The sequence below is a fragment of the Lachnoclostridium sp. genome, from assembly GCF_031997925.1.
GTDB lineage: Bacteria > Bacillota > Clostridia > Lachnospirales > Lachnospiraceae > Lachnoclostridium.
The window spans coordinates 13,931-27,735 of the sequence record NZ_DAMADT010000032.1 but is presented as its reverse complement, the minus strand read 5'-3'; the positions used below and the strand labels follow the sequence as shown (position 1 = coordinate 27,735).

Genomic DNA, 13,805 nt, shown 5'->3' with positions numbered 1-13,805 from the left:
ACCGTAAAATCATTTGTCTTCTTGGCAAGTGATTCTACGGTTTTTTTCCTATGTCTGATTGTAGATGAAGCTATTATTATATCTCTACATCATAATCAAAGCCTAGTAAGCTACCATTTCTTTAATAAAGAACTCCCTACCACTGAGTAAATCCCAGTTTCTAGTATTGCAAGTTGGGCATTGATGATGATGTTCTAACAGCCGGAACACTTTTTTACAGTCTTTACAAAGAGCATTTCCCGGTAGAATCTCAATCTCAAGTTTCGTGTTCTCTAAGATAGTTCCATCTACCGCTGCTGGATAACATTGCTCTACATATTTTGGTATCATAGACGACAATTCTCCAATTTGTAATACCACAGTATCAATTTTGGTAAGATCCTGTTCCACCGCAACCCGTTCCACTGTTTTTACTACTTCGATAACTACTCCTAGTTCATGCATCTTTCTCCTCAATCCTGCGCATCTTTTACGCATCCGAAGTTTGTGCCTAGGATTATTAAGACTCAAACTTTTTATCTATTTTTTTCTTATTTAGATGGCATTGATCCTGTTACATTAATTCCTTGTCAGTGCTTTCTTAACATTCTTAACCATAATCTTTCCTTTTCTCTTTAGAATCTGCTTTACGACTACTGGTTTGATATCTTCGAAAGCAACACCTTTTCCATCATAAGTTCGAACGAGAGAAATTGCGTCAAACATACACTTTGTTGTACATTGGCCACAACCAACACATAGGAATTCATCCACGACTGTTGCACCGCAACCAAGACAGCGTTTCGTTTCCATTCTTAGCTGTTCTTCTGTAAATACGCCTCTGGAATCCTTAAAGGAAGAAACAGCTTTATACTCATATGCCTTTTGGCGAGGTGTGGTATCATATCCTTCCGTAATCGCATTGGATTTATCAAAGGAATGATATTCCTTTCGGTCACGACCAATAATTAAGCTTTGACCCGGCTGTACATATCGATGGATAGAAATAGCTCCTTCTTTTCCCGCAGCAATTGCATCAATTGCAAATCTAGGACCGGTATAAACGTCACCTCCAACAAAAATATCTTTTTCATTAGTTTGTAGCGTTGTAGAATCTGCTTTTATAGTCTTATTCTGATTAAGTTCAACGTTTGTACCAGAAAGTAGCATGCCATAATCCATTGCCTGACCAACAGAAAGAAGAACATAAGCCGCAGGAACTACGATAGTTTTTTCTTCATCGTATACTGGATGGAAACGATGTTCTTGATCAAATACGGAGAGGCAACGTTTGAATTCAACACCCGCAACATGCCCATCCTCCAGAACAATACGTTTCGGTCCCCAAGAATTATGGATCTCTATCTGCTCATGGAGAGCCTCTTCTACTTCTTCCTCTAATGCTGGCATCTCTTCTCTACTTTCAAGACAGTACAGCTTAGTTTTCTCAGCTCCAACTCTAGCCGCTGTCCTTGCCACATCAATCGCGACATTTCCGCCACCGATTACAATGACTTTCCCACTTAAATTCTTATTCACTTTTAAGTTTACTTCCCTTAAGAAATCAATTCCGGTAATTACTTCTTCCGCATCTTCTCCTTCCATACCTAGCTTCCTGCCAGACTGTGCACCAATAGCAACATAGAAAGCAACGTACCCTTGTTTTCTTAATTCCGAAATAGTAATGTCACGTCCTATTTCTATCCCTGTCTTAAATTCTACTCCAAGTTCTTTTATTACCTCAATCTCTGCTTCGATTACTTCTTTTTCTAGGCGAAACGCGGGTATACCTAGAGTTAACATACCACCTAATACTTCTTGTTTTTCAAATACTGTTACCTGATATCCGTCTAATGCTAAATAAAATGCACAGGATAACCCAGATGGTCCTGCTCCAATAACTGCAATCTTCTTACCATACTCGTGTTTTTTCTTTGGTACATAGCGATTCTCTTCTTTTAAATCCTGCTCTGCAATGAATTTTTTAATATCATCGATTGCGATTGGTTCGTCGATATCCCCTCTGGTACAAGCAGATTCACATCTTCTTGGACAGATTCTACCGCATACCGCAGGAAATGGATTCTCATGCTTTATAAGTTCTAATGCTTCGCGGAATTTTCCCTGAGAAGCAAGTTTTATGTATCCTTGAATTGAAATATGTGCTGGACATTCCGTTTTACATGGGCTAGTACCTGTATCAACAACATTCTTTCGGTTAATACGGTAGTCTGCATTCCATTTATCTGGTCCCCATTCGGTATCTCTTGGAGTATCCTTACGAACTATTTTATCTACTACTGGTGTCTTACCGCACAGTTTCTGTCCTAGCTGTAAAGCATTCACCGGACAATGCTGTACACACTCACCACAAGCTACGCATTTATCTTTGTCTACATGAGAAACATAGTTGGAACGAACCATATCTGCATTAATAAACATTTCCGCTGATCTTAAAGATAAGCAGGAACAACCACAACAATTGCATATCGCATGCGTTTTTCCAGAACCATCTAAGTTTGGAATCTGGTGCATTAAGCCATTTTCTTCTGCACGCTTGATAATCTCAAAGGCTTCTTCTCTTGTGATTTGCTTTCCTCTTCCGGTACGAATGTAATACTCTGCAGCATGCCCCATCTGAATGCACATATCTTCTTTCAGATGTCCACACCCTTCGCCCATGATTTCTCTTGCAGTACGACAGGAGCAGTCAGAAACTGAAAAGATATCATTATCGTTCAGATATTTTGACACTTCTTCATAAGAAGCTCTTCTTGTTTCGCCCTGTATTGCTGTTTCGATTGGAATAACACGCATTAGCCCAACACCCACAGGGAAACTACCTGCTGTTTTAGGGCCACGCACTCTACCATATGCTTCAAAGCTCTCTGCTATCTGTGGATATTTCGCCACATTTTCTTTGTTATTCACCATCATTTCCATAATACCAGGAACCCAGGTATCATACCAATAATGATCCACTCCATCGATATTGTTAACGAACAATACACCTGCTAATGCTAATTCCCACAATAATTTCGCGGTTTCTTCTTCGCTTTTACCACACTTTAAGGCAAGTTCTTTCGCTGTTGCTTTTTTTCTTATCTCCATACATAAAGCTACATCAGCCATATCATCTGTAACAACAGGCTCTAGTATTCTATATTCTGGATCGGTTGCTTTAACTTCATTTTTAGAACCACGTTTTTTTCTACTGATATGATTGGCAAGGTCTAGAACTTTTTCTTTTACCATACGATTCCTCCAAATAGAATTTATGTTTGCTCCTATTCCTGTACACGTTCTTTGCGCAGGTTGAAAAACTTTTTCACTTTATTCCTTCCATTTCTTAACTTCTGTTCGTAACCAATCCGCGAAAACTTCAATTCCTTCACCAGTTCTAGCTGATATTGGAATAATCTTAATGTCTGGGTTTATTTTTCTCACACGTTCTATGCAGGCTTCCAAATTAAAATCAAAATGTTCCAATACATCCATTTTATTAATTAATAGAACATCCACAATCGAGAACATCAATGGGTATTTCAGAGGTTTATCATCCCCTTCTGGAATACTAAGAATCATAGCATTCTTACTAGAACCTGTATCAAATTCTGCAGGACAGACTAAGTTTCCTACATTTTCTAAGATAGCTAGGTCTACTCCTGAAGCATCAAGTCCGAGAAGTCCCTGTCTTGTCATATCTGCATCAAGGTGGCACATTCCACCAGTATGTAATTGAATTACCTTAACACCTGTTTCAGCTATTGTTTTTGCATCGACATCAGAGTCAATGTCTGCCTCCATAACTCCAATGGTCATCTCCTCTTTTAACAGAGCAATTGTCTTTTTTAAAGTACTAGTCTTACCTGCTCCCGGTGAAGACATTAAATTAAGTAAAAACACTCCGTTTTGCTTTAATTCCTCACGAAGAAGATTTGCATCCTTGTTATTATCTTCAAACACGCTTTGCTTAATCTCAAGTATCTTGAATTCTTTCATAAGTTACCTCATTTCTGCGCTGCTTTTTATGTATAGCAAGCTTGTGGCTGCAGCGCATTCACAAACTTGCTAAGTATGGATTTCTCAAAGTTTTTAAGTTTACTTTATTATAATTTCTCTTTCTCCTCGATATAGTCATAGCTTTTCTATACCTTTTTCTTGATATAAGCTATACTGTTTAAGATGCTGTGGATTAGTTTCAATCTCCTACCACTTAGACGGTTTTAAATAGGTTCTAACTAAATATACAATTTCTTACTCCGATTTTATCTAAGTATGCTTTGCAATAGCTCTCTCTATCTCCAATATTTATGCTTGGTTTATTGTTGATGGATCAGCTAACACTTTCACTTCCTTAAATTTCTTCATATCAACATATAATTCTTGTTTGTATGGATTTCTCTTGGTCTTACTTGCGCGATAAATCATAAAGATTACAACCGCAATGTTGACAGCTAATGCTGCAAAACTCCAAATAAACAACGCTCCCTTATTGTAGGTCGAAGATACTGCAAATCTACCTTTATCGATAAATGCTGGAACTGTCTGGGCAAACATACACCATAATGCTAGAGTATGAGCTCGGTGCTGTAACCATGCACCCTTTCCCAGGGTGAATGCACATACGGTTGGCGCTAATAATAATGCAAATCCGCAATACCATGCGTGCCCTGGCAAACAATTATAAGTGTAAGCAAAGTTCCATAAATCATAGGCGATAATCCAAAACCACATCATGTCTGGCCATAACATATCCCTGCTAGAGTCGGACTTTGTTTTCTTACGAATACAGATACCAACCCATCCAGTGATTGTTATGATATTTAGAATACCTGCTGCCGCATTCATAAAGTTCCAAGGTCCACCCAGAACATACATTGAACCATCCGCTAAAATACCACCTTTCGAATACTGAAGACCAATTTCAATATCTCTTACCACTGCTTCTAAAATATTAATTGCTAAGATTAACGGTGGAAAACATAACGCAATACGATTGTTTGCCAATCTCCATTCCTTACCTGTCTTTTTGTTCGTTCCATGTAAATTACGAATGCACCAAAAACCGATACAACCTGCTGTTGCAGAATATACCTTGGCTAAATGGAACCAGTCTGTATATGTAGTATCACTTAATACAGTAAACCATAAAACCGATAAAACAACTGGCATAACGATGAAACAGACAAACCCTCCCACTGTGGATCTTCTGGTAAATTCATTCAGTGCAAATAACAACGCAAATACTAGAATCCAGACGAGCCACACCGATAATACTGTTGCCCCACTTCCATAATTGAACGTAAACACTTTTACTTCCTCCTTTGCTTTATACGCAATTTAAATTTACATTGTAACTGATTGGACCATCCCCTATCCCCTCATTCTCTCTGGTCATACCACAGTATCAATGTTTTGATAAAATCTTAACATATTAGCGTTTTATAGTCAATATTTACCTAAATTAATCTGTATTTCCGAAGTGTTTTATATAATATGCACTTGTAATTTCCCTTTATTTTCTATATAATAAGGTATGGTATGTGGTTGAACCACAGCCAATCTGTGAGTATGGAATTTAAAAACTACATGAAAGGAAAAAACTCCTATGGAATTTTCAAAACTTAGTGCGCCCTCATTAAAAGAATTATTTATACATGAACTTGAGACTATGATATTATCCGGAAAATTGCCTGTTGGTGAAAAACTTCCGCCAGAAAGAGATTTAGCACAATCGATGCAGGTCAGCCGTGCGGTAGTTAACGCAGGTATTGCTGAACTTGGTCGTAAAGGATTTTTAACTATAAAACCTAGAGTAGGTACTTTTGTGGCTGACTATCGTCGAAATGGTACACTTGAAACGTTAACTTCTATTTTGAATTATAATGGAGGAGTCTTACGTGATGGGGAAGTTCGTTCCATTTTAGAACTAAGAATTGCTTTAGACACAATGGCAGTAGAACACTGCATTCCAAAGATTACAGAAGAAGAAATCTTAAAATTGAAAGATTATGTAAAGCAGTTAGGTGAAGCAATGTCACCAGAAGCTGCAAGCGAAATCGCCTTTCATTTTCAACATGAGCTAGCTTATCTCTCTGGTAATACCTTAATGCCGTTAATCTTTTCTTCATTTAAGATTCCTGTGTTATTTTTGTGGGAACGTTTTATACGTCTCTATGGATTAGAAGTGCTTTATAAAAATACCGAAATCCTATGCGACTACATTGCTGAGCGGAATACTGAAAAAGCAGTGGACTGGCTAAAGCATTCCATTAATGACACCATAAGTGGAAATCGTCAGATTTATTATTAGGACAAAAAAGGAACATGCAGGCAAGCATTTAGAATGTTAATCACATTCCAAATGCTTGCCTGCATGTTTTCTTTTCCTTACGTTATATAATTGACTTGTTATTTTCCTCTTTATTAGCGCTAAAGCTTTCTCTTTTAATGTTTCCCCAATCGTTTTTGAACTTTTTAAATCTTATGATTGCATCCATTCTAAAAATAGTTGTCATCTGTCTATACCCAAAGTTCTCCAAAATTCCGTACCAGGAAAGCTTAAATAGCTGCTTAACCGATGGATATTTGCTAAAGGTATATTCTTCCAACAATATCGCACCTATAGACAGTACGACACCGTAAAGTATTGATGCTATTAAAAATAGTACAAAATATTTAGTATTTAACAATCCGAATACGTAGGATAGCGGAATAATAATATAGCCTAACGTTTCAATTATTGGGCCCAACATTTCAAAAATCCAAAAAAATGGGATCCCAAACATACCAACAATCCCATACCGAGGATTTAAAAGTAACTCTTTGTTCTTAAATAAGCTATCCATTAATCCTATTTGCCATCTTCTTCTTTGTCCGCGTAGATCTTTAATTTTCTCAGGTGCCTGTGTCCAGCAAACAGGGTCAGGTATGAATTTAATTTTATATTTTGATTTGCTTTTTCTCATGGTTTTGTGTATCTTAACCACCAATTCCATGTCCTCGCCAATCGTATTACTTGCATATCCTCCTGCCTTTACTACAGCCTCCTTTTGGAAAGCTCCAAAGGCACCTGAAATAATAAGCAGACATCCCAGTCGACTCCATGCCAATCGGCCTGTAAGAAAGGCTCTTAAATACTCCACAATCTGGAACATCGCCAAATTACTTTTAGGCAGTCCGATTGCCTCTACTTTTCCGTCCTTGATTTTACTGCCGTTTGCAATTCTGACAATCCCACCGACAGCCACTGTTAAATGGTCCTCAATGAAAGGCATGATTACTCTGACTAAGGAATCACTTTCAAGTATTGAGTCAGCGTCAATCGTAGTAAATACAGGATACTTTGATATATTTATTCCAACATTGAGCGCATCTGCTTTACCGCCATTTTCCTTGTCAACCAAAATAAGATTTGGTATATCGAGATTTTTATAAATTCCTTTCACACTTTTTGTTTTTATCAAATGCCTTACAGGCTGACTGATTTCCTTTAAATTGTAAGCTTCTACTATTTTATGAAAGGTATTGTCTTGAGAACCATCATTAATAACGATCACTTCAAAGGATGGGTAGTTTAACGCCAATAAAGATTTTATATTATCTACTATTGTATTTTCCTCATTATAGGCAGGTACCAATACCGAAATAGGAATCATGTTTACGGAAGTAGTATATTTTTTATAGTCGGAGTAATGCATTTTCCGAATATAATCATATAGGCCAAAAGCAGACATAATTAACTGCATAAAATAGATAGTATTAATAGCCAGTACATAATAAAATACAATATAATTAAAGCCTGTGACTATCTGTTTAATGAATTCTGAGCTCATACAACACCTCGCATGATGGCAGACTTTCTCTCAGCCAAATTTTTAAAACTTTCATGTAAATAGTTTTTATTCTCAGCGGAGTGTTCTATAGCCGAAATAATTATATCCTTGGCAAATTCATCATCTCCCTCAAATACAGAAGATACAACACTCATTCCGTCTTTATGATTCAGTATAGTTGTTGCTGCATTATACCTTACATGCCACTCTCTATCTGAAAGGGCGTTCTTAAGAGGAATTAATATTTTATGATCGGTAAAGTTGCTAAGGGCTTTTGCAGACAGTGCTCTTACTTCCCATTCACAATCCTTTAAAAGCTTTATGATATCATCTAAATATTCTTCATCACCTATGTTGCCCATAGCTTTTACAGCAGCAATCCTAAGTTCCTTGTTTTCGCTTAACAAATATTTTGATATATCTTTGCTAAGTGATATATTTTTAGAATTTCCTGCTGACTTAATGAATACCACCGTAATGTAGCTATTACTCCCATTTATCATATGCTTATAAATATTATTTTTGTCACCTTCAAAGCTGTCGACTATTTCTATTAAACTTCTTTCACTTAAGCTTAGTGATGCATCAATGCCTTCAAATGCCTTTATAAATGCTGGTTCATCCCCTATCTTAGCCAGCGCTAAAAGAATGTTATATGTCACATCGTTGTTTCTTACGTTTATTTCATCTAACAATGCCTGGACCGCTTCTTTACTTCTAAACTCACCTAAGCGTTTGGCAGCTAAAGCCTTTTTGAAGTAATTTCTACTTTTCAAATTGTTTATCTCATGCTCAACAATACAGGTATCATGACATAGCTCTGTTAGCTTTGGTAAATACGTGCTGTCAAAACTTTCGAGACGATCTAAAATTATTTCTTCGATTACTTCACTTTTCGTTTTATCATTACAGGCATCTTTAATATTTTCCAATGTTGCTGAAGTTGTTTCCTTTCCTTCTCTAATTTCATTAAGAATATAATCAATATAAGGTTCTATTTTATGAGTATGTTTTCTTATTTTATTGTTTCTGCATGCTTCAGAAATTTTCTCATACAGAATGTAAATATACAATAGAAATATAATCAGAGAAAAAAATGTGATTGAAATATATATATATTGCTCCATGTTCCCCCTTCTAAAAAAGTTCAGATTTTGTCAAAGCGGATATTCGTAATCCGCTTACGCTACTTGCACATAACCTTATAGCCACTACGTGGCATTGGTTCAAGTTAATTTCCGATTGACTTAAAAGCTTTTTTCAAAATATAGTAGGAAGGCTTCAATCTTTCATGATAAGTTGGCGTATCCCATTCCTTCCAGGTATAATAATCCATGCTACTGTTTACTGTAACAGCATTATCCCTAATCAAAATACCTCCTATATAAAGACCTTGAATTTTTATAGGAGAAACTCCTTTCTTCTCATACAGATCATCCATAATCATTTTTGTAGATGGATCCATTACATTCAAAAGCTGCCATGGGATTCTGATTTCAATCTTATCACCCTTTACAGCATAGTCTGTAAGTGAATTATACTCCTTATGATTTGGATTAGCATTTCCTTCTAACAGCATACCTGTTTCGTATTTTTCTATAGGAAGTGTTTTCTTGTCTTCCGGTAAATATAATGGCCTGTTAAGACATAAGTAGATTGGATTGAAATTTCCACTTCCTATTTTTTCATAAGAGGCGTTTTGTTCCATCATTTCCAATTGCTTTGCATAGGTATAGTAAAAAACATCATAATACGAATCTACTACAACTCTTGAACCGGACTTCTTATCGATTGCAATGACCATGTCCGCTGGCCTTTTTAGATCTATATTATAAGCATTGTATTTTAGGTTCCCGGAGTTTGGTGTAATGTCGATTGGAAGGAGAAGCTTGTCTTTTTCAAAGTCTAAGTTCTTAATATCACCCATAATATATAGATACTTTTCATCACTTTTCACATATAATTTCATGTTATTGGTATCAATGAATGGAGTGTCTTCTTTCCAATCAGATATTTCACCATCGACATAGCATATACTGCTACCCTTTCCAGGATCAAAGGCTAATACTCCAAACTCCTGCTCATTGGTCTGTGGATTCGACCAGAAGGGTCTACTATCCGGAATATCTAAATCCATAGTATTCCAAGTTCTTTTAAACCATTCGTCCTGCCATGTAAATACGATTCCTCCAGCATAACCTTCCTCATAAATATCCTGTAGCATAGCAGCATTCATTTCTCCCTGGCTTTTCTCATCCACATTCCCTTGGTTATATCCCATATGAATATTTCTATGCGCCATTCCTCTTGCTGCCGGTATCCCAAATTCCGCAACTAATACCGGTACGGTATGCTCTTTTCTTAAGTCATTTAAATATGCTTTATAAGTATTTATTTTCCCTGATTTATCCTTATATGCGGCATAATCATGCTGGTAGTTCATAAAGTCCGGATAGTAAGGATATATATGATAGGATGCAAAAAGCCCTGGCTTAAAAGAATCTTTCTTCTTGATATGTTCTGTGTTTACTTCAACCATATCTTCGTTCTCCAGAGGTTCATTTGGATGTCTTAATGTATCTGTTGTCACCCAATTTGTAAAACTCAAAGGCCTCTGCATTTTATAATTCATCGTTTCATACTCTATGGCATAATCTCCTACTTCAGCTAAAAAAACTTCAAAGGGTGAAGCATTTTCTGTATATATATATTCTCCGTCGAAACTACCGATACTTGGGTTAGCTTCATTGGTACTTAATACAAATTCCGGAGCCCACTCAATCCCTAAAATCCATCCCATAACATAAGGAGATATATTCTTTGTATAAACCCCGCTGGCATGCCCTTTCTTTGGCTCGAGCTTTGCGTTACCATGTATAATATCGATTAGTGTTTTTATATCCTTTTTAAAGTTTTCCTTTATTTTTGGATTATGCGCATCCTGAAATTCCTCCATATCAACTTCATCTAACCAGACTCCCTGAAAGATATACAAAGGCTTCAGTGCACTTTTATTGTAATCATATAGTACCTCATAGAATTCAGGCTTTAATATGGTATATACTCTTATTACATCTGCATTCATGGCTGCAATTTGTTTTAGCCATCTTAGGTAATCCTCTTTTGATATAGCTAACTCTCCTGGGAAAGTTCCTGGCATCGCAGCCCCCATATTTATCCCTTTAATAAACGATTTATTCCACTTTCCATACTCATATGTATAGAATGACTGGTTGTCCACCTTGGAAACATAGGATATCCCATTCTCTGAAAAGGTGGATGCAAAATTTCTAAATAGGAAAAAAAATTTATAGCTTATAAACGCTGATATTATAATAGCTGCAGAGATTATTATAAACTTTTTCAATGGATCCTCCTTTAAAACAAATTTCTATAAATGTAACTAACCACCTTTTTTATTTCTTGTTCATATATTTTTATAGTATTTATAAGTTAGCATTTATTTTTCTTTTAATTTACCACAAAAATTTACATATTACAATCTCGTAAATTATTGGATTTTTATATGTATATATAGACTTTGGAGTTAAATTTCAGATGGATCGAGAAGTTTTTCGAGATGTGCACGAAAAAAACAGCGATTGATTGAGTCGTAATGAATAACAAAATCATGGTCACCAGTTTCATCTCCCTGATAATTTGTTTTGTTGTTTTTCCAACAGAAATATTCTACAAATCATATTATAATATTAACTATAAAAAGGAAATAATTGCAAGGAGGAAATATTATGAAAGCTTATGTTAATGAGGATTGTATCGGATGTGGTCTTTGTGCAAATAGTTGCCCTAACGTTTTTAATATGACAGAGGAAGGATTGGCTAAGGCAATTGATGAAGATGTATCGAAAGATCTAGAAGCTGATGTATTAGATGCAGTTGATAATTGTCCAGTCGGAGCAATTAAAACAAAGTAAAGGAGGAACCTACCATGAGTGTTTATATTAAGAATTTGCCACACGAAGAAATATGTAAACTTACTGATGAGGTAAGTATCCAACCAGGTCAGATTGTGAGTAAGACACTTGCTCAGAATTCTGCAATAAGCATAACTTTATTTGGATTTGACAAAGATGAAGAAATCAGTACGCATGATTCTAGCGGTGATGCAATGGTAACTGTCCTTGAAGGTGTTGGTCAGTTTACTGTTGATGGTACTGTTTATATTTTAAATGCTGGTGAGACTCTTATCATGCCAGCTAAAAAGCCACACGCTGTATATGCAAAAGAAGCCTTTAAGATGCTTTTAACTGTTGTTTTTCCTAGTTCAAACTAAGGAAACATCACTCGAAATATAACTGTTAAGGTATGTTGTGATAACGAAAATATAGCAAACAATGTTTATAATAAGTCAAAACAGCTATCTTTTTTATCGTATATCTATATTTTATCTCCCAAAAGAAGACCTCGTAAACTATGGGGTCTTCTTTTGTTTCATAGAAATTATCTCATTTTAGAATACAGCTATCCATACTTATGATGAAAAGAAAATTGCTTATTTTTGAGTTTAAGTTACGGTAGTCATACTTATATTTAGTCTTTAAATTGGATCAGGTTGTTTTTACCTTCAACTTCTATTCTATTTTTTTCTATTTAATTTATCTATTTCGCAAAAATTATCTTTAATAAATAACTAAATTTATCTATGTGATAATCCGCTTCTGTCATTAATTCTTTTCTTTTTTTGTTTTCTTTTTTATCTAAATATTCGGTGAATACTGTTTTCATACCAACTCGTTTAGCTCCAAATAGCTCATCTGATCCTCCGTCTCCAACAAATAAACTATCCTCTGGATTAACTCCAATACTATTTAGCGCAAACTTATAAATTCCACTCTCTGGCTTTAACATACCGACGTTGCAAGAAAACACAGCATAATCAAATAGCTTTGATAATGGGGATTGACTCCAATATTTACAATCCATACAATCTGCATTACTAATAAGACATATCTTAATATCCAACGCTTTTAAAGACCTTATAGTATCCATTATTTCTTTATCCACATTCATTAAAGCTCTTTTCATTCTCTCACCACGCCGATTAATTATCTCAGTAATCTGCTCCTTGGTCGCTTCAAATGACATAAGTTCTAAGATTTTTTTTACTATGCTAACCTCGTCGTTTATGATACCTAACGCGCGTTCTCGATAAAGTACATCGTTCTCTGCATAACTTTCCCATTCTTCTTTACCAAGCTTAAGAACATCATATTCATTATTTTCTTCTAGATAGCTTGGTACTATTAGTGTAAAAAATAAGTCAAAGAATACTGCTTTTACCATGGGGAATGCCTCTTTTCTTATTCATTTGTTAACTTCATTTGTTATCTATCTTTTATTTCAATTTCCTCAAATATCTTAACACAAATCCCGCTAATCGTATAAATAATCACTGCCGGACCAATTAAAATAGCGAAAAATATTGTAACTGAATTAAAAATAGCTAATAATAGTTCAATCATAACTATGACTACTAAGAGCAATGTTTTGCCGATAAAACGAATTGTAATTTGCCTCGAATTCATAATATATTGCTTTATCGTATTCTCATACCGAGCTGCTTGAGGATACGCATAAATTACAGAACTAAACAATGCAATACAGGCTAAAATTCCAATAATTAATAGTAATACTGGTCCATCTTCATACGAGCAATACACTTCAAAATCGAGATATATAATATAGCTACAAACAATAGTAATAAGCCATAAAACAGTTCCTTGCTTCCAGTTTTCTTTAAATGCCTGAAAGAATGATTTTGTGATATACCCTTCTTCTTCTCTTGCCATCTTTAATGCAACACTGTATGCTGCTGTAATGGATGCCCCTGCTGTTATAATCGGAATACTACAGACAATCAGCCAAAAATTTAAGATTATTACATCTAATAAACGTTGTAAAAATTTATACAATGGACTGTCAACTTGAAAGAATTGCATCGTGTTCTCCCTTCGAAAAGTAGCTGCT

Annotated in this window: 12 protein-coding genes; 3 read left to right on the top strand and 9 right to left on the bottom strand. The window is 35.5% G+C overall.

Translation table 11 applies throughout. From position 1 onward, the window contains the following. Positions 1-102: 102 nt before the first annotated feature. From RTP52_RS16680 to RTP52_RS16665, 4 genes are all read right to left on the bottom strand, one after another. Complete coding sequence (locus RTP52_RS16680) at positions 103-444, bottom strand: hydrogenase maturation nickel metallochaperone HypA/HybF (RefSeq protein ID WP_312372604.1); 342 nt, start codon at positions 442-444, stop codon at positions 103-105. A gap of 114 nt (positions 445-558) precedes the next feature. After that, positions 559-3,234, bottom strand: coding sequence for an FAD-dependent oxidoreductase (locus tag RTP52_RS16675; RefSeq protein WP_312372602.1), 2,676 nt, complete (start codon positions 3,232-3,234; stop codon positions 559-561). Between the two features lie 78 nt (positions 3,235-3,312). After that, positions 3,313-3,981: a hydrogenase nickel incorporation protein HypB gene (hypB, locus tag RTP52_RS16670; RefSeq protein WP_312372600.1), complete on the bottom strand. Its 669-nt coding sequence runs from the start codon at positions 3,979-3,981 to the stop codon at positions 3,313-3,315. Between the two features lie 309 nt (positions 3,982-4,290). Then, complete coding sequence (locus RTP52_RS16665; RefSeq protein ID WP_312372598.1) at positions 4,291-5,292, bottom strand: DUF5692 family protein; 1,002 nt, start codon at positions 5,290-5,292, stop codon at positions 4,291-4,293. A gap of 298 nt (positions 5,293-5,590) precedes the next feature. On the opposite strand from RTP52_RS16665, the gene RTP52_RS16660 reads away from it, so the two are divergent. Continuing rightward, a complete protein-coding gene (locus RTP52_RS16660) occupies positions 5,591-6,295 on the top strand; it encodes a FadR/GntR family transcriptional regulator (protein ID WP_312100439.1) in 705 nt (234 codons plus the stop codon). 82 nt (positions 6,296-6,377) lie between these two features. Here the strand turns inward: RTP52_RS16660 and RTP52_RS16655 are convergent, their stop codons facing one another. The 3 genes from RTP52_RS16655 to RTP52_RS16645 all read right to left on the bottom strand — a co-directional run bounded on the left by RTP52_RS16655 (position 6,378) and on the right by RTP52_RS16645 (position 11,184). Next, positions 6,378-7,817, bottom strand: coding sequence for a glycosyltransferase family 2 protein (locus RTP52_RS16655; protein WP_312372597.1), 1,440 nt, complete (start codon positions 7,815-7,817; stop codon positions 6,378-6,380). Then, positions 7,814-8,944: a HEAT repeat domain-containing protein gene (locus RTP52_RS16650; RefSeq protein ID WP_312372596.1), complete on the bottom strand. Its 1,131-nt coding sequence runs from the start codon at positions 8,942-8,944 to the stop codon at positions 7,814-7,816. Before RTP52_RS16650 ends, RTP52_RS16655 begins: the two co-directional genes overlap by 4 nt. A gap of 104 nt (positions 8,945-9,048) precedes the next feature. Continuing rightward, positions 9,049-11,184 (bottom strand): family 2 glycosyl transferase, encoded by a 2,136-nt coding sequence (locus RTP52_RS16645; protein ID WP_312372595.1) that lies wholly within the window; start codon positions 11,182-11,184, stop codon positions 9,049-9,051. Positions 11,185-11,566: 382 nt separating this feature from the next. On the opposite strand from RTP52_RS16645, the gene RTP52_RS16640 reads away from it, so the two are divergent. Both RTP52_RS16640 and RTP52_RS16635 read left to right on the top strand, forming a co-directional pair. Continuing rightward, positions 11,567-11,752, top strand: a complete 186-nt coding sequence (locus RTP52_RS16640; protein WP_312372594.1) for a ferredoxin — start codon at positions 11,567-11,569, stop codon at positions 11,750-11,752. Positions 11,753-11,766: 14 nt separating this feature from the next. Next, positions 11,767-12,111, top strand: a complete 345-nt coding sequence (locus tag RTP52_RS16635) for a cupin domain-containing protein (RefSeq protein WP_312372592.1) — start codon at positions 11,767-11,769, stop codon at positions 12,109-12,111. Positions 12,112-12,437: 326 nt separating this feature from the next. Here the strand turns inward: RTP52_RS16635 and RTP52_RS16630 are convergent, their stop codons facing one another. Both RTP52_RS16630 and RTP52_RS16625 read right to left on the bottom strand, forming a co-directional pair. Then, complete coding sequence (locus tag RTP52_RS16630) at positions 12,438-13,121, bottom strand: HAD family hydrolase (RefSeq protein WP_312372591.1); 684 nt, start codon at positions 13,119-13,121, stop codon at positions 12,438-12,440. A 41-nt stretch (positions 13,122-13,162) separates the two neighbouring features. Then, the gene (locus RTP52_RS16625; RefSeq protein ID WP_312372589.1) at positions 13,163-13,777 is read right to left on the bottom strand and encodes a YesL family protein; all 615 of its coding nucleotides are present in this window, start codon (positions 13,775-13,777) and stop codon (positions 13,163-13,165) included. Positions 13,778-13,805: the final 28 nt, after the last annotated feature.

Coding starts and splice junctions, on each gene's coding strand:
- RTP52_RS16680 (WP_312372604.1), bottom strand. CDS start 444: ATGCATGAACTAGGAGTAGTTATCGAAGTAGTAAAAACAGTGGAACGG.
- RTP52_RS16675 (WP_312372602.1), bottom strand. CDS start 3,234: ATGGTAAAAGAAAAAGTTCTAGACCTTGCCAATCATATCAGTAGAAAA.
- hypB (WP_312372600.1), bottom strand. CDS start 3,981: ATGAAAGAATTCAAGATACTTGAGATTAAGCAAAGCGTGTTTGAAGAT.
- RTP52_RS16660 (WP_312100439.1), top strand. CDS start 5,591: ATGGAATTTTCAAAACTTAGTGCGCCCTCATTAAAAGAATTATTTATA.
- RTP52_RS16655 (WP_312372597.1), bottom strand. CDS start 7,817: ATGAGCTCAGAATTCATTAAACAGATAGTCACAGGCTTTAATTATATT.
- RTP52_RS16650 (WP_312372596.1), bottom strand. CDS start 8,944: ATGGAGCAATATATATATATTTCAATCACATTTTTTTCTCTGATTATA.
- RTP52_RS16640 (WP_312372594.1), top strand. CDS start 11,567: ATGAAAGCTTATGTTAATGAGGATTGTATCGGATGTGGTCTTTGTGCA.
- RTP52_RS16635 (WP_312372592.1), top strand. CDS start 11,767: ATGAGTGTTTATATTAAGAATTTGCCACACGAAGAAATATGTAAACTT.
- RTP52_RS16630 (WP_312372591.1), bottom strand. CDS start 13,121: ATGGTAAAAGCAGTATTCTTTGACTTATTTTTTACACTAATAGTACCA.
- RTP52_RS16625 (WP_312372589.1), bottom strand. CDS start 13,777: ATGCAATTCTTTCAAGTTGACAGTCCATTGTATAAATTTTTACAACGT.